This window comes from Variovorax rhizosphaerae, from assembly GCF_037889975.1.
Classification (GTDB): domain Bacteria; phylum Pseudomonadota; class Gammaproteobacteria; order Burkholderiales; family Burkholderiaceae_C; genus Variovorax; species Variovorax rhizosphaerae.
The window spans coordinates 396,835-421,204 of sequence record NZ_JBBKZT010000001.1 but is presented as its reverse complement, the minus strand read 5'-3'; the positions used below and the strand labels follow the sequence as shown (position 1 = coordinate 421,204).

At 67.2% G+C, this 24,370-nt stretch carries 20 protein-coding genes, 1 tRNA gene and 2 pseudogenes; 14 read left to right on the top strand and 9 right to left on the bottom strand.

The annotated features are described in order from the left end of the window. Positions 1 to 47: 47 nt before the first annotated feature. Positions 48 to 1,004, top strand: a complete 957-nt coding sequence (locus tag WKW82_RS01870) for a tripartite tricarboxylate transporter substrate binding protein (protein WP_340340542.1) — start codon at positions 48 to 50, stop codon at positions 1,002 to 1,004. 27 nt (positions 1,005 to 1,031) lie between these two features. On the opposite strand, the gene WKW82_RS01865 is transcribed toward WKW82_RS01870, so the two are convergent. The 3 genes from WKW82_RS01865 to WKW82_RS01855 all read right to left on the bottom strand — a co-directional run bounded on the left by WKW82_RS01865 (position 1,032) and on the right by WKW82_RS01855 (position 5,537). Next, positions 1,032 to 2,429 (bottom strand): sensor histidine kinase, encoded by a 1,398-nt coding sequence (locus WKW82_RS01865; RefSeq protein WP_422823390.1) that lies wholly within the window; start codon positions 2,427 to 2,429, stop codon positions 1,032 to 1,034. 75 nt (positions 2,430 to 2,504) lie between these two features. Then, the gene (locus WKW82_RS01860) at positions 2,505 to 3,218 is read right to left on the bottom strand and encodes a response regulator transcription factor (protein ID WP_340340540.1); all 714 of its coding nucleotides are present in this window, start codon (positions 3,216 to 3,218) and stop codon (positions 2,505 to 2,507) included. Between the two features lie 93 nt (positions 3,219 to 3,311). Next, positions 3,312 to 5,537 carry a heavy metal translocating P-type ATPase gene (locus WKW82_RS01855; protein ID WP_340340539.1) on the bottom strand — a complete coding sequence of 742 codons (2,226 nt, stop codon included), beginning with the start codon at positions 5,535 to 5,537 and terminating at the stop codon, positions 3,312 to 3,314. A gap of 118 nt (positions 5,538 to 5,655) precedes the next feature. Between WKW82_RS01855 and WKW82_RS01850 the strand changes: the two genes are divergently transcribed. The 5 genes from WKW82_RS01850 to creC all read left to right on the top strand — a co-directional run bounded on the left by WKW82_RS01850 (position 5,656) and on the right by creC (position 9,814). Beyond that, positions 5,656 to 5,850 (top strand): heavy-metal-associated domain-containing protein, encoded by a 195-nt coding sequence (locus WKW82_RS01850; protein ID WP_340340538.1) that lies wholly within the window; start codon positions 5,656 to 5,658, stop codon positions 5,848 to 5,850. Next, on the top strand, positions 5,847 to 6,245 hold the full coding sequence (cueR, locus tag WKW82_RS01845; RefSeq protein ID WP_340340537.1) for a Cu(I)-responsive transcriptional regulator: 399 nt from the start codon (positions 5,847 to 5,849) through the stop codon (positions 6,243 to 6,245). The genes WKW82_RS01850 and cueR overlap by 4 nt, the downstream gene beginning before the upstream one ends. 74 nt (positions 6,246 to 6,319) lie before the next feature. Next, the gene (locus WKW82_RS01840; RefSeq protein ID WP_340340536.1) at positions 6,320 to 7,375 is read left to right on the top strand and encodes a cupin-like domain-containing protein; all 1,056 of its coding nucleotides are present in this window, start codon (positions 6,320 to 6,322) and stop codon (positions 7,373 to 7,375) included. Positions 7,376 to 7,461: 86 nt separating this feature from the next. Further along, positions 7,462 to 8,211: a two-component system response regulator CreB gene (creB, locus tag WKW82_RS01835; RefSeq protein WP_340340535.1), complete on the top strand. Its 750-nt coding sequence runs from the start codon at positions 7,462 to 7,464 to the stop codon at positions 8,209 to 8,211. 160 nt (positions 8,212 to 8,371) lie between these two features. Continuing rightward, on the top strand, positions 8,372 to 9,814 hold the full coding sequence (gene creC, locus WKW82_RS01830; RefSeq protein ID WP_340340534.1) for a two-component system sensor histidine kinase CreC: 1,443 nt from the start codon (positions 8,372 to 8,374) through the stop codon (positions 9,812 to 9,814). Positions 9,815 to 10,023: 209 nt separating this feature from the next. Here creC and WKW82_RS01825 read toward each other — a convergent pair. Continuing rightward, positions 10,024 to 10,167, bottom strand: a pseudogene (locus WKW82_RS01825) (ribbon-helix-helix domain-containing protein); the annotation flags it as partial. 200 nt (positions 10,168 to 10,367) lie between these two features. Here WKW82_RS01825 and WKW82_RS01820 point away from each other — a divergent pair. Beyond that, on the top strand, positions 10,368 to 11,378 hold the full coding sequence (locus tag WKW82_RS01820) for a phosphotransferase enzyme family protein (protein ID WP_340340533.1): 1,011 nt from the start codon (positions 10,368 to 10,370) through the stop codon (positions 11,376 to 11,378). A gap of 155 nt (positions 11,379 to 11,533) precedes the next feature. Here WKW82_RS01820 and WKW82_RS01815 read toward each other — a convergent pair whose 3' ends face one another. The 3 genes from WKW82_RS01815 to WKW82_RS01805 form a co-directional block, all read right to left on the bottom strand. Further along, positions 11,534 to 11,899 (bottom strand): DUF4148 domain-containing protein, encoded by a 366-nt coding sequence (locus WKW82_RS01815; RefSeq protein WP_340340532.1) that lies wholly within the window; start codon positions 11,897 to 11,899, stop codon positions 11,534 to 11,536. 181 nt (positions 11,900 to 12,080) lie between these two features. Beyond that, entirely contained in the window at positions 12,081 to 13,208 is a 1,128-nt protein-coding gene (locus tag WKW82_RS01810) for an MFS transporter (protein WP_340340531.1), read from the bottom strand. A 212-nt stretch (positions 13,209 to 13,420) separates the two neighbouring features. Further along, the gene (locus tag WKW82_RS01805) at positions 13,421 to 13,735 is read right to left on the bottom strand and encodes a type 2 periplasmic-binding domain-containing protein (protein ID WP_340340530.1); all 315 of its coding nucleotides are present in this window, start codon (positions 13,733 to 13,735) and stop codon (positions 13,421 to 13,423) included. 243 nt (positions 13,736 to 13,978) lie between these two features. Between WKW82_RS01805 and WKW82_RS01800 the strand changes: the two are divergent. After that, positions 13,979 to 14,220, top strand: a pseudogene (locus WKW82_RS01800) (salicylate hydroxylase); the annotation flags it as partial. Next, complete coding sequence (locus WKW82_RS01795; RefSeq protein ID WP_340340529.1) at positions 14,217 to 14,543, top strand: non-heme iron oxygenase ferredoxin subunit; 327 nt, start codon at positions 14,217 to 14,219, stop codon at positions 14,541 to 14,543. The pseudogene WKW82_RS01800 and the gene WKW82_RS01795, both read left to right, overlap by 4 nt. A 1-nt stretch (position 14,544) precedes the next feature. Here WKW82_RS01795 and WKW82_RS01790 read toward each other — a convergent pair whose 3' ends face one another. Beyond that, positions 14,545 to 16,938, bottom strand: coding sequence for a penicillin-binding protein 1A (locus WKW82_RS01790; RefSeq protein WP_340340528.1), 2,394 nt, complete (start codon positions 16,936 to 16,938; stop codon positions 14,545 to 14,547). A 32-nt stretch (positions 16,939 to 16,970) separates the two neighbouring features. Beyond that, a complete protein-coding gene (gene creD / locus WKW82_RS01785) occupies positions 16,971 to 18,401 on the bottom strand; it encodes a cell envelope integrity protein CreD (protein WP_340340527.1) in 1,431 nt (476 codons plus the stop codon). A 191-nt stretch (positions 18,402 to 18,592) separates the two neighbouring features. On the opposite strand from creD, the gene WKW82_RS01780 reads away from it, so the two are divergent. The 5 genes from WKW82_RS01780 (at position 18,593) to WKW82_RS01760 (ending at position 24,308) form a co-directional block, all read left to right on the top strand. After that, on the top strand, positions 18,593 to 20,743 hold the full coding sequence (locus tag WKW82_RS01780; protein WP_340340526.1) for a VIT and vWA domain-containing protein: 2,151 nt from the start codon (positions 18,593 to 18,595) through the stop codon (positions 20,741 to 20,743). Between the two features lie 11 nt (positions 20,744 to 20,754). After that, complete coding sequence (xrtQ, locus tag WKW82_RS01775; protein ID WP_340340525.1) at positions 20,755 to 21,648, top strand: exosortase Q; 894 nt, start codon at positions 20,755 to 20,757, stop codon at positions 21,646 to 21,648. Next, positions 21,629 to 22,210 (top strand): hypothetical protein, encoded by a 582-nt coding sequence (locus WKW82_RS01770; protein WP_340340524.1) that lies wholly within the window; start codon positions 21,629 to 21,631, stop codon positions 22,208 to 22,210. The genes xrtQ and WKW82_RS01770 overlap by 20 nt, the downstream gene beginning before the upstream one ends. 188 nt (positions 22,211 to 22,398) lie before the next feature. Next, a tRNA-Gly gene (locus tag WKW82_RS01765) sits at positions 22,399 to 22,474 on the top strand. A gap of 577 nt (positions 22,475 to 23,051) precedes the next feature. Beyond that, positions 23,052 to 24,308 (top strand): biosynthetic peptidoglycan transglycosylase, encoded by a 1,257-nt coding sequence (locus WKW82_RS01760; protein ID WP_340340523.1) that lies wholly within the window; start codon positions 23,052 to 23,054, stop codon positions 24,306 to 24,308. The last annotated feature ends 62 nt before the right edge of the window (positions 24,309 to 24,370 follow it).

Below are 24,370 nucleotides of genomic sequence, written 5' to 3'. Positions count from 1 at the left end.
ACAAAGTCATTTCAAGGATGAGACAGGCCATCGGATTCTCAGCCTGCATGGCCGTGGCATTCGTTGCCGCCTTGTCGGCCGCGGCGGTCCAGGCGCAACCTGCCGCATTCCCCAACAAGACGGTGACGCTGGTGGTGCCGTTCACATCCAGCAGCGGCAGCGACATCATCGCGCGCATCGTCGCGCCGAAGCTGTCGCAGCGCTGGGGCCAGCCGGTGATCGTCGACAACAAGCCGGGCGCGAGCGGCAACCTTGGCGCCCAGCAGGTGGCCAATGCAGCCCCGGACGGACACACGTTGCTGATGGCCATCAACACCTTCACGATGACGCCCGCGATCTACAAGAAGATGCCCTTCGATCCGGTGGGCGACTTCGCGCCCGTGGCAAAGCTCGCCGAGGCGAGCTTCGTCCTTGCGGTGAACCCCGCGGTCCCGGCGACCGACATGAAGTCGCTCGTCGCCTATGCCCGGAAGAATGCCGGCAAGCTCAACTACGCCACACCGGGCAACGGAACCCCTCAGCACCTGGCGATGGAATTGCTCAAGTCGAACGTCGGCATCGATGTCGTGCATGTCCCGTACAAGGGCATCGCTGGCGCGATCACCGACCTGATGGGCGGCCAGGTGCAGATGATGTTCGCCAGCGTGCATTCGATGCGCCCGCACGCGCAGGCCGGCAAGGTGCGCCTGCTGGCGGTCACGGGCCAGGCACGAAGCGCATTCGTGCCGGAGGTGCCGACGTTCAGGGAGCAGGGCATCGACGTGATGGACGGGGTCGACGCATGGTTCGCCGTCATGGCGCCGGGGCGCACGCCGCGAGAACTCGTGGAGCGGCTCAATCGCGACTTCGTGGCGGTGCTCAATTCCGACGAGGTGAAGGACAGCCTGGGCAAGCAAGGCCTGGTGGTCCGCACCGGCTCGCCGGCCGAATTGCAGGCGCTCGTCAAGAGCGACATGGCGCGTTGGAACAAGGTCGTCTCCGACGCGAAGATCACGCTGGATTGAAGCCCCACGGCGCCAAGGCGATGAGGACTACCCCGACTGGACCTGGAAGGCCACGCTGGCCCGCAAACCGCCGGTGACCGCATCGCTTTCCAGCGTGAGCACGGCGCCCAGCAACCCCGCATAGCGCGAAACGATCGACAACCCGAGCCCGGCCCCTTCGCCCAGCTTCTGGCCGGCGGCCCCCTGGGCCCAGCGCTGCATCAGGTCGCGCCGCGCCTCCTGCGGAATGCCGGGACCGTCGTCGATCACGCTCAGCACGGTGCCGGCCAGCTCGACCGTGATGGTGCGTCCGCCATAGCGCAGCGCGTTGTCGATGAGGTTGTCGAGCACGCCTTCGATCAGCGCCGCGTTGGACTGCACCACCACGCTCGCGCCCTCCTCGATGCCACGCGCGCCCAGGTCCACGCCGCGCGCATCGGCCCGCGCCAAGTGGCGCAACACCGTCTGCTCGACCAGCCCGGCCAGGCGCACCGGCGCGCGCTGTTGCGTCGCATGCGCTTCGTCGGCCAGCGCGATCGCCAGCAACTGGTCGACCATGTGGCTGGCGCGCGCCTCGCTGCTGGCCACGCGCTCGAGTTGTTCGCGCCAGACCGCCGGGTCCGGGTGCGCCAGGCCGTACTCGGCCAGCGCGCGGATGCCTGCCAGCGGCGTGCGCAACTCGTGCGCCACGTTGCCCGTGAACTGGCGCTGCGCCTGCACGCTGTGCCCGAGCCGGTCGAACAGCGAATTGACCGCATCGCCCAGCCCCTCGACCTCGCGCGAAGTGCGCACCACCGGCACCGGCGCGAGGTCATCGGCATCGCGCCGGTCGAGCGCCTCCTGCAGGTCGACCAGCGGCCGCAGGTCGGACCGGATGCGGCGCCACAACCACACCGCCAGCATCCCGAGCAGCAGCAGTTGCGGCGCCAGCGTATACAGCAGCAGGCGCTCGATCAGCGCGGCGCGCCCGCGCGTGGTCTGCGCGATCACCACGCTGTGGCCGGCCGGGTCTTCCTGCCTCAGCATCACGGCCCGAAAGGGCTTGCCTTCGAAGCGGATGTCGGAAAACAGGAAGCGCGTGCCGGGTTCGGGCGCCAGCGGCACCAGGCCGGCCTCGCCCGCGATGCGCGAACCATCGGAGGCCAGCACCGCGAAATGCACCTCCTCCACCTGGTCGAACAGCAAGGTGTTCAACTCGCGCGGCGACAGCCGCAACTCCGGTCCGCGCTCGCCGGGCTGGATGTTGGCCGACATCGCCAGCGCATCGTCCAGCATCGCGTGGTCGAAAGCCTGGCCGGTCAGGTAATGCGCCACGCCGCCCGCCACCCCCGTGCCAATCGACCAACTCAACGCCAACGGCCACAGCACATTGCGCAGCACCCTGCGCGTGAGCGACCGGGCCGTCCGGCCCCGCCGCGCCGGATCAGCTTCAGGCACGGGATTCATGACTTTGCAATCAGGCGCAAGACAAGGCGGGGCGCCGCAGGCAGTGTTGTCGCACGGCAAGGCGATTCAACGCAGTCATGCCTTTGATGGCGAGGTCGTACCAGGCTCGGCTTCCAGCAGATACCCGATGCCGCGCAGCGTGCGAATCCCGGCGCCGGTTCCCGCCAGCTTCTTGCGCAGCCGCGAGATGAAGGCCTCGAGCGCGTTGTCGCCCAGCGCTTCTTCAAAGCCCGACAGCTTGTCCGACAAGGCGCGCTTGCTCACCGCGCGGCCGGGCGGGCTCATCAGCTCCCACAGCACCTCGAACTCGCGCGCCGGCAGTTCGAGCGGGCCATCGGCATTGGAGAAGCGGCGCGCCTTGCGGTCGAGCTTCAGTTCGCCCAGCAGGACGATGTCCTCGGTGCCCTGGGCACGGCGCACCAGCGCACGCAGCCGCGCCTCCACCTCGGCCAGGTCGAAGGGCTTGCCCAGGTAGTCGTCGGCGCCCGCATCCAGCCCGGCGATGCGCTCGTCGGTGCGGTCGCGCGCCGTCAGCACCAGCACCGGCGTGCGGTCGCCGCGCCCGCGCGCCTGCCGCAACGCGCCGAGGCCGCTGGCCAGCCCGCTGGTCGGGCTGGCGGTGGCGGGCAGGTTCAGGTCGAGCAGCACGGCATCGAAGGGCTGCACGCGCCAGAGATGATCGGCCTCCTCGACGTTGGTCGCCACGTCGATGCGGTGTCCCGCGTCGGCCAGGCTGCGCACCATCACGTCGCGCAGCACGCTGTCGTCTTCAACCAAGAGGATTCGCATGGGCTTCGGTGGATGGCCAACGGCAGCGCATCTTCGTGCGCAGTCGGCGTTGGCGATTGAACAGGGGTGCCAGCATACGGCAGCGCGCGCTTTTCAGCCCTTCGGGTCCGCAGGCTTCCAGCGCCGCAGCAGCAACGCGTTCGCCATCACGCTGACGCTGGAGAGCGCCATCGCCGCGCCGGCCACCACCGGGCTCAACAGGCCCAGCGCCGCCAGCGGCACGCCGGCCGCGTTGTAGGCAAAGGCCCAGAACAGGTTCTGCCGGATCTTGCCGACGGTGCGCCCCGAAAGCGCCAGCGCCTCGGCCACCAGCGCCAGGTCGCCACGCATCAGCGTGATGCCCGCGGCCTCCATCGCCACGTCGGTGCCGCCCTGCGCATGCGCCATGGCGATGCCGACATCGGCTGCCGCCAGGGCCGGTGCATCGTTGACGCCATCGCCGACCATGGCGACCACATGCCCGCCACGCTTCAACGCGCCGACCACGGCCGCCTTGTCGGCCGGCAGCACCTCGGCATGGACATCGGCGGCATCGATGCCCAGGCGCGCGGCCATCGCGTTCGCCGCCCGCTGGTTGTCGCCCGAAATCATCACCACGCGCAGGCCGCGCGCGCGCAGCGCCGCAATGGCTTCAGTGGCGTGCGGCTTCGGTTGGTCGGTGAAGGCCAGCAGCGCGCGCAGCACCATGCGCGTCCCATCGACCTGGAGCAACGCCGACAAGGTCGCGCCTTCGTCCTGCAGCTGGCGCGGCGGCTCGACCGGCACGCCCAATTCCTCGCACCAGCGCAGGCTCGCCATGGCCCATTCGCCACCCCCCACCACGCCGCGCACGCCACGCCCCGGCAGCGCCTGCACATCGCGCGGCGATGCCACCTGCAGGCCGCGCCGCTGCGCCGCCACGAGCACCGCAAGCCCCAGCGGGTGCCCGCTGCCAGCTTGCAATGCCGCGGCCACGCCCAGCAGCCCGGCCTCGTCGCCCTCGCCCACCGGCAGCAAGGCCGTGAGTTCCGGCGTGCCCAGCGTGAGCGTGCCGGTCTTGTCGAAAGCCACCGTGTCGACCCGGTGCGCCAGTTCCAGCGCCTGCGCGTCCTTGACCAGGATGCCGCGCCGCGCCGCAACGCCAGTGCCGGCGATCACCGCCACCGGCGTCGCCAGGCCCAGCGCACACGGGCAGGCGATGACCAGCACCGTCACCGCATGGACCAGCGCCCGTTCGATGCCCACGCCGGCCAGCAGCCACCCGAGGAGCGTCGCCAAGCCGATCAGCAACACCACCGGCACGAACACCGCCGATACCTTGTCGACCAGCTTCTGGATCGGCGCCTTCGCCGCCTGCGCATCCTCGACCAGCCGGATGATGCGCGCCAGCACGCTCTCGGCGCCCACCGCGCGCACCTCGACCACCAGCCGCCCGGCGCCGTTGACCGACCCTCCGGTCACCCCATCCCCCACGCGCTTGGGCACCGGCAAGGGCTCCCCGGTCAGCATCGATTCATCCACCTCCGATTCGCCCTCCAGCACCCGCGCGTCCGCCGGCACGCGCTCCCCCGGCCGCACCGCCAGCCGGTCGCCCGGCATGACCTCGGCCAGCGGCAGGTCAGACTCCCCGCGCGGCCCCACCAGATGCGCCACCTCGGGGCGAAGCTGCTGCAGGGAACGGATCGCCGACGTGGCCTGCCGCTTGGCCCGCGCCTCCAGCCACTTGCCCAGCAAGACCAGCGCGATCACCACGGCCGAAGCCTCGAAGTAGAGATGCGGCGCCGCATGCCCCGCGTGCCCGCCCGCGCTGGCCCGCCACCACAACCAGAGCGACAGCCCGAAAGCCGCGCTCGTGCCCAGCGCCACCAGCAGGTCCATGTTGCCGCTGCGCGCCTTCAACGCCAGCCAGCCGGCGCGGTAGAAGCGCGCGCCGAGCCAGAACTGCACCGGCGCGGCCAGCAACAGTTGCAACCACGGCGGCAGCATGACGTCCAGCCCCAGCGGCGCCAGCAGCATCGGCGCAAGCAGCGGCGCCGACAGCAGCAACCCGGCCGCCACTGGCCCGAAGCCTTTCCAGGCCGGTATCTCCGGCTCCGGCCCCGCGACCGCCACGCGCGGCTCATACCCGGCCGCACGCACCGCACGTCGCAGGCGCGCATCCATCCCCTCGCCCGCCCCCTCCCCGGCCCACGCCACGCGGGCCGACTCAGTCGCCAGGTTCACCGTGGCCGCGGTCACGCCCGGCACCTGCCGCAACGCACGCTCGACCCGCCCCACGCACGAGGCGCAAGTCATCCCGCCCACCGAAATATCCAGCACCGCTTCCGTCGACAAGTTCATGAGCCAAGACTAAAGCCTCACATCATGGCAAGGTCAAGTCCCATGTGCTCAACCTTGCATGGGCGTGCAGGTTCAGACTCGGGGGCATCCCCACAGACACAGAAAAGGAGCCCCCTTCATGAGCCAGAAATTCCAGGTCGACGGCATGAGCTGTTCCCACTGCGCGGAGAGCGTCACGCAAGCCGTCAAGCAGGTCGACCCCGAAGCCCAGGTCACCGTCGACCTGCCCACCGGCCATGTCGATGTGCTGACCCACCAGGCGCGCGAGGACATCCGCCTGGCGATCGAGAACGCCGGTTACCGGGCGGCATGATGCGCGTGGCGATCGGCGAAGCAGCGCGGCAATCCGGCGTATCCGCCCGCATGGTGCGGCACTACGAGGGACTCGGCCTGCTGCCTCCCGTCGACCGCACCGACAGCGGCTACCGCCAGTACGGCGAACCCGACATCCACACCCTGCGCTTCATCAAACGCGCCCGCGACCTCGGGTTCTCGATCAGCGAGATCGCCGAACTCGCCGGACTGTGGCACGACCGCCGGCGCACCAGCGCCAACGTCAAGGCCATCGCCCAGCGGCACCTGGCCGAACTCGACCAGCGCATCGTCGCGATGCAGGCCATGCGCAAGACGCTGACGCACCTCGTGCATTGCTGCCACGGCGACCAGCGGCCGGAGTGCCCGATCCTCGATGACTTGGCGGGAACGTGACTTACACATGGGATATGCCGTTCTTGTCCACCTGAGAGATTGCGGGTTTGCAAGCACTTTTGTAGTATCAATGTATGCAAATGCAATCCGAGGCCGTACAGCCGTCCCCACTTGAGCAAGCCGAAGCCCCGCCCGGCAGGACACCCGCCAAGTGGCTCCCCATCGAGCGCGTCGACGGCGCCCAGCTCAGCTACGACGACTTCCTCGCCCGCTACATGCACACGAACCGGCCGGTCGTGCTGACCAATGTGGCGAGCGACTGGCCCGCCATGCGCAACTGGACCCCGGAACATTTCAAGAAGCGTTTCGGCAGCCAGCCCGTGGCGATCGGCTACGACCGCAACATGCCCTTCGACACCTTCATCGACCAGGTGCTGGAATCGAGCCCCGAGAAGCCGGGCCCCTACATGTACCGGTCCTTCCTGCACGAGGTGTTGCCGGAACTGCTTCCGGACGTGATCCCGCAGAACAAGTTCGCCTTCCCGCGCCGCTACGCCAGCCCGCTGATGCTGGAGAAGTGGCGCCGCCCGGACGGCTACCTGAAGCTGCTCATCGGCGGCGTCGGCAGCAAGTTCCCGGTCATGCACTACGACGGCGAGAACGCCCACGCCGCCATCACCGAGATCTACGGCGATAAGGAATTCATCGTCTACCCGCCAGAAGACGGCCAGTACCTCTACCCGAAGAAGTTCTTCCAGAACCATTCGATGGTCGACGACCCGGTGATGATGGACCTGGAGCGCTTCCCGTTGCTGGCCAAGGCCACGCAATACCGCACCACGCTGAAACCCGGCGACATGATCTTCGTGCCGGCCAAGTGGTGGCACGCGGCACGCGCGCTGTCGACCTCGATCTCGGTCTGCACCAACATGCTGGACGGCTCCAACTGGGGTGGCTATGTCGATGAGGTGGCAACCGACGAAGCCAAGGCCTCGCCGAAGCGCGCGAAGTTCGTGCGCCGCTACCTGACCGTCGCCGGTCGCGTGCTCGATGCGATGGAGCGTTTGCAGCGCAACTCACCTGCGCTGGCGAAAGCGCTGGTGCTGCCGGGCATCCTGGCGCCGGCCTCCGCCGAGGTCGCCCCGGAGCCGTCGCGCCAGCAACTGAACATCCGCATCCCGACAAGCTGAGCCAGCCCCGCTGCAAGCCCCTGCATGCGCCGCGCGGCGCATGACCACGCCGCAATGAGCGGCGGCGAGTCGCTACCATTCGCGCCATGCCGCCCAAGCCCCGCATCCTGATTGCCGAAGACGAGTCCGGCATTGCCGACACCCTGCAGTACGTGTTGCGCAGCGACGGCTTCGAGCCCGTGTGGTGTGCCACCGCGGAAGACACGATCAAGTCCTTCGCCGATGAGCCGCCGGCGCTGGCCATCCTCGACGTGGGCCTGCCGGACCTGAACGGCTTCGAGCTGTTCAAGCGGCTGCAGGGCATCACGCGCGCATCGGGCGGCGTCGAGGTGCCGATGATCTTCCTCACCGCGCGCAGCGACGAGATCGACCGCGTGGTCGGCCTGGAACTCGGCGCCGACGACTACATCGCCAAGCCTTTCTCGCCGCGCGAACTGGTGGCGCGTGTGCGCACCGTCCTGCGACGCAGCGGACGAACGCAGTCGGCCGTCGCGGCGGCACCGGCAGCGGTCGCAGCGCCAGTACCCAAGCCGCAGCCCTTCATGCTCGACGCCGAGCGCATGCAGATCCGCTACTACGGCCGCGCGCTCGACCTCTCCCGCTACGAATACGGCCTGCTCAAGCTGATGGTGCAACGCCCCGGCCGCGTGTTCACGCGCGACGAACTGCTGCAACTGGTGTGGGACGACGCCAGCGAAAGTTTCGATCGCACGGTGGATGCCCACATCAAGACCCTGCGCGCCAAGCTCAAGGCCATCGCGCCGGAGGTCGAGCCGATCCGCACATTGCGCGGCACCGGCTATGCGTTGAACGAAGAGCTGCCCTTGACGCCATGAACATGGCCTTTGGATACGGACATCCGGACGCAGAGGACGCGAAGGTTCCGCGAAGGACGCGAAAGAAAACCCGAAGAATTCCTTCTGTCTTTTTCGCGTCCTTTGCGTTTCTTCGCGTCCTTCGCGGCCGGTCAAGTCCGCATTCAGCAGCGTCCCAAAAGTGACCCAACGCACCCGCATCTTCATCGGCATCCTGCTGATCTACACCATCGGCATTGCGCTCCTGCTCTACCGCGTGATGGCCGACATCGATCCGCGCTACCGCGAGTCGGCGGAAGAATCCTTGGTCGAGACATCGCAGTTGATGGCCAGCCTGGTCGAGCAGGACGTGATCGCCGGCGCGCTCAACACGGCGCGGCTGGAACCGCTGTTCCGCTCGGTCTACGCGCGGCAGTTCTCGGCGCAGATCTACAACCTGCACAAGACACAGGTCGAGTTGCGCGTGTACGTCACCGACCGCACGGGGCGCGTGGTGTTCGACTCGACCGGGCGTGAGTCGGGCCACGACTACTCGCGCTGGCCGGACGTGGCGCGTTCACTTGCAGGCGAGTACGGCGCGCGCACCACGCGCGACGTGGCCAGCGATCCGCGCTCGTCCGTGATGTACGTCGGCGCGCCGATCCGCTGGGGCGAGGAGATCGTCGGCGTGGTCAGCGTCGGCAAGCCGGTGCAGAGCTTCGGCCAGTTCGTCGCGGACGCGCGCGCCCGCACGCTGTGGGTGGGCGTGGGCTCGGCCCTCGCGCTGCTGGTGCTGGCGATCATCATGTCGGTGTGGCTGGTGCGGCCCTTCGGGCTCATGTCGGACTACTGGAAGTGGGTGCGCAGCCAGCCGCACCTGAGCGTCTCGCGCATGGTGCGCCGCGCCGTCGACGTGCTGCGCGGCGGCATCGGCGAGATGCGCGATGCACTCACCGGCCGCAACTACGTGGCCGACTACGTGCAGAACTTCACCCATGAAGTGAAGAGCCCGCTGTCGGCGATCCGCGGTGCGGCCGAGTTGCTGCAGGAACCATCGATGCCGCAGGAGCAGCGCGAGCACTTCCTGGTCAACATCACGCGCGAGACGCAACGCATCCAGGAGATCGTGGACCGCATGATGGAGCTCACGGCTCTCGAAGCAAGGCGCTCGCTGGACCGCGTGGAGCCGATCGTGTTGGCGGACTTCCTGCAGGACGTCGCGGGCAGTGCACACACGGCCGCGTCGGCGCGCGATGTGTCGGTGCGCGTGGCGATCGACTCGCCCTTCGCGACGGCGGAGGGCGACCCCTTCCTGCTGCGCCGCGCGGTGAGCAACCTGCTCGACAACGCCATCGACTTCTCGCCGCCGGGGCGCGAGGTCGTGATCACACTGCAGGCGACGTCACGGCATGCGCGCATCACCGTGCGGGATCGCGGGCCGGGTATTCCGGACTACGCAGAAGACAAGGTGTTCGAGAAGTTCTATTCGCTGGCGCGGCCGCACAGCCACAAGAAGAGCACGGGGCTGGGCCTGGCCTTCGTGAAGGAGATCGCGGCGCTGCACCGGGGGCATGTGGAGTTGGTGAACGGGCCGGGTGGTGGAGCGCTGGCGACCTTGACCTTGCCACTGGCGGCGCGTGGGTGAGCCCTCATCCGCCTTCGGACCCGCCTCGTCGCATGTGTCAGGAAGCGACTTCATGCGGCTGCAGCCACGCAAGCATGTCGCGCTGCCCATGGCGCACGCGCCACACGTCAATGCAGTCCGGTCGTTCGAAATAGAACACCAGGTGCGGAAAGCCGGTCAATGGCGAATTGCGCAGCCCTGGCAATTCAAGCGCGTACGCATGGCGCGTGGACCTGTCGCAACTGGAGCCGCTGTTGATCCTTGCGAATCAGTTCGCGCACATATTCACTGCTCGTGCCATAGCCGCGCTGGGCCACCTGCTCATCCACGAATGACTTCATGGTGTCCGGGAGGGATAGGTTCATGGTGCTCATGAGACAAGCGTAGGTCCATTGGCAAAATTTGGCTAGACGACGTCGCGGACGGATGTCACCGCTGCCGCACTCGCCGTTGGGCCGCGGCGGAAGGCGAGGCGCGGGCAGTAGGGCGACGCTACGGGCGCCGCCTCCGGCACCGTTGCGCGCCTCGCGCAGCGCCAACATAATCGCGCCCTTTGCCAAGGGAGACGACAAGAATGGAGATTGCGCAATCCACGCCGACTGCGACCAGCATCGCGCGGCTGGTCGAGTCACGCTATGACCTCGGCGAGGTCGTCGAAAGCGAGTTCCTGCGGCGCAGCTTCAACCAGGTCTACCGCTTGGTCTTTGCCAGCGGCCAGCGCGCCGTGGCGCGGCTGTGCGCCGAACGGCCACGCGGGGCACCCAACCTGCACTTCGAGGCAGAAGCGCTGGAGCACTGGGCGCAGGCCGGATGCGCGGTGTCGCGCGGACTGCGCGCGGCGAGCGGCGAGGTGGCCATCGATGTCGGCCTGCCCGAAGGCCAGCGGCCGTTGATGCTGTTCGAATTCGTGGAAGGCGAGATGACCAGCGATGCGGCCGTGGAAATCGAGGTCTTTGCGCGCGGGCTGGCGGCGTTGCACAGCGCAGGCGAAAGCTTCCAGGGCACACCGAGCGCCTACACGCTGGACCTGGACTACCTGCTGCTAAGACCGTTGCAGAGCCTGCTGCGCGCCCCCACCATGACGGCCGAGTTGCGACCGCAGTTCGAGGACCTGGCCAGGCGGCTGCACGATCGCATCGGTGAATTCAGCGAACTCAGCCGCGTGCTCTGCCATGGAGACGCGCACAGCCACAACAACTTCGTGGTCCAAGGCGCGCAGGGGCAGCGCGAGGCGGTGTTCTTCGATTTCGACGAGGCCGGTCCGGGCTATCTGGCCTACGAGCTCGCGGTCTATCCGTGGTGGCTGCATCCGCGTACGCAGGACGGTGTCCTGAGCGACAAGGCGATGACGCAATGGCGCCACTTCATCGGCGCGTACCGGTCGGTGCGCGCGGTCGCAGCCATCGATCTCGCCGCCATCGCCCCCTTCATGGCCGTGCGGCAGTTCTGGCTACTGGGCGAGTACGCGGGCCGCGTCCCGGTCTGGGGCTCGCAGGCCATGCCGACCGACTACTTGCGGCGGCAGGTCACGATGCTGCGGCGATGGGAAGCGATGGAACTGCCGCTCGATGCGATCGAGCGGTGAGAGGCGCGGCACAACGTCCCCCGGAACATCCTGTTCCAGCAACGACGCGCGCGGATCGCCTTGCAAGTAGCGGGCCTGCATGAGGCACTGACGAAGAAAAGCCATGAAAGACGGAAGCCGTGCCGGCGCACATGCACCGGCACGAGACACACTGCTTATTGCGCGACGGTCGGCGCCTTCTTGCTCGCCTGCACTTGTGCAGCCAGCGGATGCGGCATCGTCGACACGACGGTGCTGTTGAAGCGCGAGCCGCGCGACACGTTCTGGTCGGGGGCGTAGTTCGCATACACCGCGTCAGCGCGAACGACAGCCGCGTCGGCCTGTGCAACGAAGCGCTCGGCGCCACGCGAACCGCGCGGAATGTTCTGGTCCGCCGCAGCCGCGGTGCGGACGGCATCGGAGTACACGGCGTCGCGGCTCATGGCCGAGACGGGGGCTTGAACGCCTTCGTAGGTCTCGGCGTGCAGGCCGGCAGCCAGCAGGGCCAATGCGCTCGCGGAGAGGATGTGAACAGTCTTCATGTCGATGCCTTTGGTTGAGAGGTTTCTTGCGCGGCGTCCTGGTGGCCTCCGCGTGAAACGGATTCTCTGGCGCGCATGCACAGCGTGCGCACGGCACATCGCGAACGCTACGTTCACGAAATCGAAACGATGACGACACCACTTTCGGTGCAGCGCAGGAGCCATCCGGATGCGTGTCGGCTCAAGCCGCTGCAACGGGAAGCGTGCGCAGCGTCGATACGCTCGACCACAGGATGACGCCAGCCTGGACCGCGAAGCCCACCAGCGCCAACAGCAGGCAGGCAGACTCGCCCCACCAGGCGCCGACCACTGCGCCGAGCGCGGCACCCATCGGCCGCGCGCCGACGGTCGCCGTCAGGAACACGGCAGAGGCCCGGCCCAGCATGGCACCCGGCGTGACGCTCTGGCGCAGCGTCGTGGAGGTGATGGTCCAGACCATCGGACCTGCGCCGAAGAGCACGAAAGAAAGCCCGGCGAGCGCAGCATGCGGGAACACCAGCGTCGCAGCCATGGCCGACGCGGCAAGCACCGCAGCGACAGGGCCGACCTGGATGGCCCGCCCGAACGGCATCCTGGCCACCACACGGGAAGTGAAGAGCGCGCCCAGGACCATGCCCACACCGAACAGCCCGAGCGTGAAGCCGAGCGTCTGCGCGCCCATGCCCAGCACATGAACCGCATAGGGCGCATACGCCGCCTGAAGAACGAACCAGGAGAGGTTGAAGACCACGCCCGTCACCAGCATCGGCCGCAACATCCCATGCCGCCACACGAAGCCCGCACCCTCCCGGATTTCCAGGAGCGGATGACGCTTGAGGGGCATGGCTCGATGAGGCTCGGACACGCGCCACAGCAGGACGATCGCCGAGGCCGAGAGCACGGCCCCCAGCGTGAACGCCGCGGATGCGCCGGCCCAGAACACGAGCGCTCCCGCGATGGCTGGCCCCGCAGTGAATGCCCCGCTGCGGGCCAGTTCAAGTCTCGCATTGGCGAGCGCAAGCACTTCGCGCGGGACCAGGGAAGGCACCAGCGCCGGGGCGGCCACGCTGAAGCCGACCGTGCCGATGGCGCCAAGGAACCCCAGGGCCGCAAGCCATTCGATGGTCAAGGAAGACGCCAGCCAGGCCACGAGCATCGCGAGCAGGGAGATGGCCCGAAGCAGCTCCGACCCCAGCATCAGGCGGCGCCGGGACATGCGGTCCGCGAGCATGCCCAGCGGCATCGAGAGCAGGAGAAATGGCAGTGTCTGGGCCGCTGCCAACATGCCCGTCTGACCCGGTCCGGCATCCAGCGAGAGCACGGCAATCATGGGCGCTGCGGCCAGGCTCAGCTGTTCGGCAGACTGGGCGCAGAGGTTGGACCCGGCAAGGCGGGAAAAGGATCGAGGAAGGGGTGCCGGCATGGTCGTCCAAAGTGAGAAGGGTCACTTTATGGAAAGGCCTTGAAGCCGGCGCTCCGCTTCTTGCGGTGGAATTCCGCACGACCTCCGCCCACAGCTTTCCCGCGCGAACATCCCGAAGATCAACTCCCGCAGCCACTGGTTCGCCGGATCCTGGTGGTAGCGCGCATGCCAGAACAGCGTGATCGCGTATCGGGCAACGGCGCCGGATGTTTCGCCGACACGAGGTCGAAGGGTTCGACGATCTTCTCGGCCAGGCGCTGCGGCAGCGTGGCGATCATCTTGGTGCGGGCCAGGATGTGGCCGACGGCGACGAAGTGCGGCACACGCAACCGCACCGTGCGCTGGATGCCGCGGCGCGCGCCGGACACGCGGCGCTTCATCAGCAACTGATTGAACCCCACCAGCAGGTTGAGGTCGATCTCATGAAGGTCCATGCCCGCAGTATTCGCCGGATTCGATTGGCTGATAGCGACAAAAGGGCCATCATGGGACGCAAGAGCCACCCTCACGAGGAGACAACCGACATGGCCACCGAAGCCGTCCTGCGATGGCACGACGCAGGCACCAGCTGCATCCCCTTCGCCGCCTACATCGACGACGTGCTGCACCGCGAGGAACTGGAGCGCCTGTTCTACACGGGCCATTGGTGCCATGTCGGTCTCGAAGCCGAGACCCCCAACCCGTACTACCAACGCCATGTCGTCGGCGCGCCGCTCGGTCACAAGGACGATGGCGAGCGCATCGAATGCGAGGCCAACTACGCCGTGTTCCGCACCAAGTTCAACGAGCTGACCACGTCTACAGCATCGGCCGCTACATCGACACCATCGTGCGCACGCCCGATGGCTTCAAGTTCGCATCGCGTCTCGTTGTGCATGACAGCGAGATGATTTCCAACTCATTGATCTATCCGCCATGAACAACTCGACGACAACCGGATGGATCGACATCGCCGCCGCCGATGCAGTACCGGCGGGCGACGTGATCGGCGTCGAAGTGGGCGCGCTCGACATCGCCCTCTTCGATGTCGACGGCACCATCCACGCGACAGACAACAGTTGCACCCACGGCGACGGCCGCCTGTGTGACGGCTTCCTCGAAGGCCACGAGATCGAGTGCCCGCTGCACCAGGGCAAGTTCGATGTGCGCACCGGCAAGGCGACCCATGCGCCGGTCAACAAGCCGGTCCGCAGCTACCCGGTGAAGATCGAGAACGGTCGCATCTGGCTCGCGCTGGGGTAAATCAGCGGAACCAGTCGAGGATGCGATTGCGCTCCTCGGGCTGCGCTGGGGTTACCGCCGGCGCAGGCGCCACCGTCACAGGCGCCGACATCGACGGCCCACCCACCTGCTGCTCGGCCGGAGGCGTCGGCGCCGCCGCATCGAGGCCCAGGCTGGCCACGCCACGCCCCGGCGTGAAGTCGTCGTAGTACCAGCTGCCATCCACATTGGCCACGCCTTCAGGCGCCGTCAGCGCAGCCACAGGCACGCCCTTCAGCGCGGTCTCCATGTAGCCGGTCCACATCGGCAGACTCAGGCTGCCGCCGGTCTCGCCGCGCACCCCAAGCTGGCGCGGCGTGTCGTAGCCGACCCATGCGATGCCGACCATCGTCGGCTGGAAGCCTGCGAACCAGGTGTCGACGGAATCGTTGGTGGTGCCGGTCTTGCCGAACAGGTCGTCGCGCTTGAGCGCCTGGTAGGCCTTGAAGGCGGTGCCACGCTTCACCACGCTGTTGAGCAGCGTGCGCATCACGAAGGCATTGCGTTCGGGGATCGCACGCATGCTTTCGTCGAGCACCGGCGGCTTGCCCTCGAACTCGACCTTGCCCTTGAAGTCGGTCACGCGCGTCACAAGGTACGGGGCCACGCGATAGCCGCCATTGGCGAACACCGAGTACGCCGCGGCCATCTGCATCGGCGTGACCGAGCCGGCACCCAAGCCCATCGGCAGCACAGCCGGATGCTTGTCGCGGTCGAAGCCGAAGCGCGTGATCCAGTCCTGCGCGTAGGTCGTGCCGACGGCCTGCAGCACGCGCAAGGTGACCATGTTCACCGACTTCTCCAGCGCATGCTGGATCGTCATCGGGCCGGCATAGGTGCCGTCGAAATTCTTCGGCTCCCAGGGTGCGCCACCGGTGGCGTTGCTGTCGAACACCAGCGGCGCATCGTTGACCACCGTGGCCGGCGAGAAGCCCTTCTCCAGCGCCGCCGAATAGATGAAGGGCTTGAAGGTCGAGCCCGGCTGGCGCCAGGCCTGCGTCACATGGTTGAACTTGCTCTTGTCGTAGTCGAAGCCGCCGACCAGCGCCTTGATCGCGCCGTCGCGCGGGTCGATAGCGACGAAGGCAGCCTCGACCTCGGGCAGTTGCGTGATCTCCCAGGCGCCCTTCGCCGTCTTCGTCACGCGGATGACCGCGCCGCGACGGATCGCGAGGGGCGCCGAGGCCTTGGCGGAGAGGCTCGCCAGCATCGGGCGCAAGCCCTCGCCCGTCACCTGGACGGTGTCGCCGTTGGCACGCACTGCAAGCACTTCCTTCGGGCTGGCCGACAGCACCACCGCTGCCAGCACGTCACCGTTGTCGGGATGATCGGCCAGCGCGTTGTCTACCGCATCGTCGAGCGCGGATTCTTCCGTGGGCAACGCGACCGTCTGCTCCGGACCGCGGTACGGCTGGCGCCGTTCGTAATCCATGATGCTGCGACGCAATGACCTGTACGCCGCGGCCTGGTCCGCTGCCACGATGGTCGTGTAGACCTTGAGGCCGCGCGTGTAGATGCTGTCGCCGTACTGCGCCAGCATCTCGCGCCGCACCGACTCGGCCACGTACTCCGCATGCACGCGCGCCGGGTCGGCCGCATCGCGCAGGTGCAGCTTCTCGTCGCGCGCGGCCGTGGCCTGCGCGACGGTGATCATCCCCGTGTCTTCCATGCGGCCGATCACATGCAACTGGCGCGTGCGTGCGCGGCGCGGGTTGACCAGCGGGTTGTTGGTGCCCGGTGCCTTGGGCAGGCCGGCCAGCATCGCGGCCTCGGCCGTCGTGATGTCCTTGAGCGGCTTGCCGAAGTAGCTCTCCGACGCGGCGGCAAAGCCGTAGGAGCGGTTGCCCAGGTAGATCTGGTTCAGGTAGATCTCGAGGATCTGGTCCTTGGTCAGCGTGCTCTCCAGCTTCCAGGCCAGCAGCGCCTCGTAGGCCTTGCGCGTCATCGTCTTCTCGGAACTCAGGTACACATTGCGCGCCACCTGCTGCGTGATGGTCGATGCGCCCTGCCGGTTCGAGCCATGCAGGATGTTGGTGAGCAAGGCGCGCATCAGTCCGAAGTAGTCGATGCCGCCGTGCTCGTAGAAGCGCGAATCCTCCACCGCCAGCACCGCATCCTTCAACACCTTCGGCACCTCGCCGATCGGCACCAGGTCGCGACGCTCTTCGCCGAATTCGCCGATCAGCACGTCGTCGCTCGAATACACGCGCAACGGCAGCTTGGGACGGTAGTCGGCGAGTGCCGACACGTCGGGCAGCTTGGGCGTGATCACCACCATCGCCACGCCCACCGCGCCCAGCACCAACAAGGCGCCGGCCACGAAGGCACCGCCGCCCCACACCACTGCACGCTTCAATCCGGGTGAAAGTTTGGACATCGAGGACTTGCGCTTTCTCATCATTCAATCATTCAATTCGCCGGCGACGGCACAGACACCATCGCCGCAGGGACAGCCGCATTCACGGAGCCGGCCGACAACGCATACCAGTCGACCTTGCGTGTGGCCAGCATCAACACCGCCAGCATGCCGAAGACCAGCAGTGCACCGAGCAGCAACGCATTGCTCTCCGATGCCAGCAAGCCGTAGAGCGCGCCATACAGCACCGCCACATACGCGCCAAAGGCAACGCCACGCTGCCAGCCGCCCACCACCGCGCTGAAGTACACGACCAGCAACAACACGCTGGCACTCGCGGCCCCAGCATAGGCCATCCCGAATGCGACTTTCTCCGACAGCGCGAGCAGCAACAGGAAGAACAGTGCGATCGACAGGCCCACCAGGCCGTACTGCACCGGATGCATGCGCAGCTTGCGGAACAGCTCGAACATGAAGGCGGCCATGATCACCAGGCCGATGAACAGCGCGCCGTATTTTCCCGCACGCGTGGACATCGAATAGACGTTGACCGGCTGCGCCAGCGATACATCGAAGGATTGCAGGAAGGCCGGATCGGTTCCCTTGCGCACCATCACGCCATTCACCAACTGTTCGCGCGCCGTCGTCACCAGCGATGACACGCGCCAGCGGGCATCGAAGCCTTGCGCCGTGATACTGCGCTCGGACGCCAGGAAGCGCCCGCCAAAGCTCGGATGTGCCCATGGCGATGTGAGATGCGCCGTGGTCTCCGCGCCGAGCGGCACCACCGACAAGCTCTCATGTCCGACCAGCCCCAGCTTCAATTCGAAGGGCAAGGGCTTCCCCGCCTTCCAAGCCGCCAGTGCCTCGCCCGACAGCGGCGCGTGAATGCCGCCGCCCATCACGCCATCGTCCGCCAGGCCTGGCACGCGTTGCGCGAAAGGCAGCGATTCGCCTTGCATTGCCAGCACGGGCGAGCCATCGAACCCGCGCAGGTCGCTCACCTTGAACGCGATGTACGGTGTCTTCATGTCGATCTGCGAATCAGTCTCGCTGCGGGCGATGCCCGCCACATTGAAGCCAGCGAATGCACCGTCGAGCGTCGCCTTCAATGTGTAGAACGGAACCTTGAAGATGCCGCGATAGCGCTCCTGTGGCGTCAGGCTGCCTTCGATGTGCTGCCGCTCTGGGAACACGATGTGCGCCGCTTCCTTGCTGCGCTGCAGGTTGCGGATGACGTTGCCTTCGGCATTGCGCTGCACCTCGGTCCAGCGCTCCACATAGGGCACCACCAGCAGCGGGCCGATCACCTGCTGGCTGTCCGCGTAGGTCCGCGCCAACTCCGCCGCAGCCTCCCGTTGGCTCTGCCCGCGTTCGTGGTTCAACGCATCGATCCGGGCCAGCGGAATGCACAGCAGCAGCGTGAGCAGCAACAGGCCCGCGACCTTGAACAGGATCGAATTCTTCAGTGCCTGGTAAATCATGGGATGTCCTCCTCGGTTGCGACGCCGCGATGCTCGCCGCGCCAGCCGAAGCGGGTGTGAAGCCCCGCGCCGCAAGACTTCACACAGGCTTCACATTCGCGTTTTCCTGCTCTCGCGGCCTTCCAACTGCCTTCGCCTGCGCTCGCGACATTGAGGTCCGTGCAAGTTCGCACGACCGAGGAAACACAACAATGAAGCAAGCTACCTCTCCCCGCCCCGGCCCCTGGCTCTGGTTCGCCACCGTGAGTGTTGCCACCACCTGCTTCGTGCTGCTGAGCACACGCCCAGCGGCAGCGCAGCAGGCGCCGGGGACACGCCTGAAGACCGAGAGCCCGTATTTCTTCGTGAAGAGCGATTCACCCGACACCGACCGGCTGCCGCTCAAGGCCACCGAGGTCAACGTGCATGTGTCCGGCGTGATCGCCGACGTGACGGTGACGCAGACCTATCGCAACGAAGGCCAGCGCCCGATCGAGGCACGCTACGTGTTCCCGGGCTCGACCAAGGCAGCGGTGAGCGGCCTCAACGTGCGCCTGGGCGACCGCCTCATCACCGCGCAGATCCGCGAGAAGCAGCAGGCGCAGATCGAATACAACACCGCCAAGGCCGAAGGCAAGACGGCCGCGCTGCTGGAGCAGCACCTGCCCAACGTGTTCCAGATGAACGTCGCGAACATCCTGCCGGGCGACGACGTGAAGGTGGAACTGCGCTACACCGAGCTGCTGGTGCCGAATGCCGGCAACTACCAGTTCGTGTTCCCGACCGTGGTGGGACCGCGCTATCACAGCCCAATGGCCGACCCGGCCGCGACCAAGTGGGTGGCGCAGCCGACCCTGCGTGCGGGCGTGGCGCCGAACACCACCTTCAAGCTCAAGGTCGCGATCGACACGCCGATCGGCCTCCAGGAGATCCGCTCGGCCACGCATGCGATCGAGGTGAAGAAGAGCGATCAGGACAAGCACGCGGACATCGCACTCACATCATCCAGTGAGCCCGCCAACACGGGTGCCCCCATGCTCGGCACTGGCGTGTCCGCGCTGCCCCCCAAGGGGGCTCTCGCCCCTGGAGGCGACTCGTCGGGGCTCAACCGCGACTTCGTCCTCGACTACCGCCTCGCCGGAGAGAAGATCGAATCCGGCCTGATGCTCTTCAAGGGCCAGGACGAGAACTTCTTCCTCGCGATGATCGAGCCGCCCAAGTCGGTCGCGGCCAGCGCGATCTCGCCGCGCGACTACATCTTCGTGGTCGACATCTCGGGCTCGATGCACGGCTTTCCGCTGGACACGGCCAAGACCATGCTCGAGCGCCTGATCGGCGGACTGCGCCCGAGCGACACCTTCAATGTGCTGCTGTTCTCGGGCAGCAACAGGATGCTGTCGCCGAAGTCGGTGCCGGCCACGCGCGCCAACATCGAGCAGGCGATGGCCACCATCAACAAGTACCAGGGCGGAGGCAGCACCGAGCTGGTTCCCGCACTTAAGCGCGCCTACGCCGAGCTCAAGTCCGACAACGTCTCGCGCTCGATCGTCGTGGTCACCGATGGCTATGTCGACGTCGAAAGCCAGGCCTTCGAACTGGTGCGCAAGAACCTCGGCAAGGCCAACCTGTTCTCCTTCGGCATCGGCAGTTCGGTGAACCGCCATCTCATGGAAGGCCTGGCCCGCGCCGGCATGGGCGAGCCCTTCATCATCACCGACCCGATCCAGGCGCCCGAGCAGGCCGCGCGCTTCAAGCGCATGGTCGAGTCGCCGGTGCTGACGCATGTGAAGGCCACCTTCGGCAACCTCGACGTGTACGACGTCGAACCGAGCGCCTTGCCCGATGTGCTGGGCGAACGCCCGGTGATCATGTTCGGGAAATGGCGCGGCGAGGCCAAGGGCCGCGTCATCATCGAAGGCCAGGCCGCCAACGGACCGTATCGCCAGGAAGTGGCCATCGATGCGAACACGCGCCAGGACACCGCCGCGTTGCGCACGCTGTGGGCACGCCATCGCATCGCAGCATTGAGCGACCAGGAATCGCTGGAACCGACCGACGTGATTGCCAAGCGCATCACCGACCTCGGCCTGCGCTACAGCCTGCTCACGCAGTACACGAGCTTCATCGCCGTGGACAAGGTGGTGCGCAATCCGGCGCCGCAGAACACGGCCAGCGTCGACCAGCCGCAGCCACTGCCCAAGGGCGTGAGCGAGCTGGCCGTCGGTGGTGCGCCGACCTTGGGCGCAGAAGTGCCGAGCACACCGGAACCCGAGATGCTGGGTGCGGTCGCCGTGGTGCTGTCGATGCTGGCCATGCTGCGCCGCCGCGCACGTCGCAACGATGCGCGTCGGCTGACCCATTGAGGGCTGGAAAGATGTCGCTCGCATCCCTTGCCCGAACACATCCTCGCGTCGTGGACTGGAGCATCCGGCTGGACCGCGCGCCGGCCTGGAGCTGGCTCGCGTTGCAGGCCGCCGCGTTGGCACCGACCTGGCTCTGGATGGCCGCGCGCCTGCGCGATGGCTCCGACGATCTGCTGGGCCTGCTGGCACTCGGCGCGCTCGCGGTACTCGCGTGGCATACGCGGCGCGAGTTGCGCGCCTCGCCGCGCCTCGACTGGCTGGCGCTGGCGATGCTCGGCACGGTCGCGGCCACGCTGCTGCGCTCCATGCTGCCGCCGCTGGTCTCGGGCCTGCTGGCCGTGCTGGCGCTGGCCTGCGGCCTGTCGGCATTCCTGCCGCGCCGCGTTGCCTTGCTGCCAGTTGCAGGCCTGGCCGTGCTCGCGTTGCCGCTGTTGTCCTCCTTGCAGTTCTACGCGGGCTATCCATTGCGCGTGGTCACGGCCGAAGCCAGCCGCTGGCTGCTCGCGCCGGCCTTCAGCGTTCTGCGCGAAGGCACCGCGTTGCTGGTCGACGGACGCATGGTCATCGTCGATGCGCCCTGCTCCGGCGTGCAGATGGTGTGGCTGGGTTACTTCACCGCTTGCTCTGTCGCCTTGTGGGCCGGCCGCAGCGACCGCGACTTTCTCGCCCGCGTACCCGCCGTCGGCCTGTACGTTATGACGGGCAACATCTCGCGCAACGCGGTGCTGGTGGCCTGCGAAGGCGCCGGCCGGCCGCTCGCACCTTGGGGGCATGAGGCGCTCGGCTTGATCGTCCTCGCCATCGTGTGTGCCGGCATCGCATGGGCCATGTCACCGCATCGAAAACGCATCACGGAAGAATCCATCGCCATCTTAGGAGGCCGACATGTGGCTGCAGCCGCTTGACCGCTTGTTGTTTGCCAACCAGTTCATGCAGCGCATTGCGCACAAGGCCGTCTTCGCGGTGACCATGGTGTTGTGCGTCGCCTGGTCCGCGGCCACGGCCGTGCACACCCCGCCTGCCCCTGCTGCGGCGCTCCAGTCTGCATCGAAGGTGTGGCCGGACACCTGGGACGGCGCGCGCCTGCGCCCCATCGCACTGAGCGAGGTCGAGCAGCGCTTTGCCGAACGCTTCCCCGGCACCATCGCCCGCATGACCGATGGCTCGCAGACGCTCGTGCTGCGCGAAGTGCGCTCGCCCACACGCATGCTGCATCCGGCGGCTGACTGCTACCGCGCGCTGGGCTATCGCATCGGGCAGGCTCGGCTGGAGCGCGACCCGCGGGAGCGGATGTGGCGCTGCTTTGTCGCGGACCGGGCTGGTGCGCCAAGGCTGCGCGTGTGCGAGCGGATCGTCGATGCGGCAGGGACTGCGTTCACCGATACGTCGGCCTGGTACTGGGCTGCGACGAGTGGCAAGTCGGAGGGGCCTTGGCAAGCCATCACGACGGCGCGGGTCGATGAGTGACGTGGTGGTGATGCAGCGCTGGGCCTGTCGTCACCGCGGGAATTCGGCCCGAGTTGGCCTGCGGGCGCATCTATCGCTCCGCCCGCATCGAAGGGTCGGGCGCCCTTACGCCAGTTCTCTCCCAGGGGGAGAGGGAGTGCGCAAAAAGCGGGCTCGATATTTCGGCATATAATCATTGGCTCGGAAACGCGGGAATAGCTCAGTTGGTAGAGCGCAACCTTGCCAAGGTTGAGGTCGAGAGTTCGAGACTCTTTTCCCGCTCCAGTATTTCCTCGAAAAGGCCACCCCAGGGTGGCCTTTTCGCTTTGGCGTCGCCAGGGCCGGTTTGGCGCCAAGGCCACAACGCCATCCAACGACTGCATCCCGCCACCATGCGGGTGCTTCTCGGAGAACATGCGGGACCATTGCTTTTTCCGGACCGAGCCTTTGGACCTGAGGTTTCCTCTTCGGCGAGCACAGAAGATCCCGCGAGGTGCGACGTGATGCTCAAGGCCCTCGAGCACGTAGTCGCCAGCCTCAGGAAGACAAGCAGCGGGCCCGCAAGAGGCCTCGTTGGTGGCTTCCATGGTGTCACTCTTGAGGACGGCCGCGAACGCAGAACGTGCTCCGGCCGTGTTGTCAGGTCTGCTGGCGAGCGGCAGCGTGTCGATCGACGACAAAGGTCGGGTGTCCTATGCGTTTCCGTAGCGCAAGCGCAGGCACGCACCCTTTCGCTTTCAGCGCCTGCTTCTGCCGCTCAACCTGCCGCCGAGCCTCACGCCGGCTCCCGCCGATATGGCGCCATCGCGCCGCTGTGGCAAGCTCGCACATGCGACACCACGACTTCGACGAGACGAGACCCGTGAAGAAGATCCTGCGCTACCTGCTCTACGTGACCCTGGCCCTGGGGGTGACGGCGTGCGTGGCTGTCGTGCTGATCGTCAAGATCGCGCTGGCGCCGGCCAACGGGGAATGGGCGACGCGCGTGCAGGCCGGGCCGATCGGCTTCGACGTGGGCGTGCCGACGGTGATCCGCGTGGCCACCGCGCCATGGTTCGCGCCTTGGCTGAACGGCCGCTCGCTCACCACCCGCTACGGCCCGGTGCGCTTCGCCTGGAATGAGCCGAAACAGACGCTCGAACTGGTCTGCGCACCCTGCAGCGCCACCGTGCCCGAGCTCGGCGCCAAGCCGATGAGCGTCGACCGCCTGCGCATCACCGTGCATCGCGACGTTGTCGTGTTGACCGGCACGCTGGAGGCCATGACGCCGGGCAGCGCCACCTCCATGCTGCGCGGCCATTGGGATGGCCGGCTCTCGCAGACCAAGCTGCAACTCAACGTCGACATGGACGAGGGGCCGATCGACAAGTGGTATGCCGTGTTCGCGCCCGGCCTGCCCGAGCTGAAGCGCGCACGCATCGGCGGCACCATGTCCTTGCGCGCGCAACTCGCGCTGCCGGCCGACAGCTTCAACGTGCAGCCGAAAATCTCGCAGTTCAGCGTCGAGGGCCTTGGCACCGAGGCGATGCTGAGCACGCGCACCAGTTGCGGCCCGTCTGCCAAGCTGTCGCCGGAAAGCTGGCTGGCGCGCGCCGTCATCGCCGCGGAAGACCAGCGCTTCTTCGAGCACCCGGGCTACGACCTGACGGAACTGGGCGCTGCCGCAGCAGCCAACCAGAAGGCGGGCCAGGTCGCACGCGGCGGCAGCACCATCGACCAGCAACTCGCCAAGATGCTGATCACCGGCAGCGAACGCACCGGCGAGCGCAAGCTGCGCGAGATGCTCTACGCCGTCGAGATGGAACGGACGCTCGGCAAGGCCCGCATCCTGCAGATCTACCTCGACAACGCGCCCTGGGGCGACGGCGTCTGCGGCGCCGAGGCAGCGGCGCGGCGCTACTTCAAGCGCAGCGCGGCGCGGCTGGACCCCTCACAGGCCGTATGGCTGGCGGCGATGCTGCACAAGCCCGATGGCGAGCTGGCCGAATGGAAACGCACCGGCAACATCAACACGGCGCGCGCCAAGTGGGTGGCCGAGAACCTGCACAGCGTGAGCAAGGGCCAGCGCGATGCGACGGTGCGCGCGGTGAGCAATGCACGCTTTGCGCCGCCACCCTGAAGACGGTCTGAGTCCCGCAGCCACCGATCTCGGAACCCCGGTGTTCACCGAACGGGCGTGCG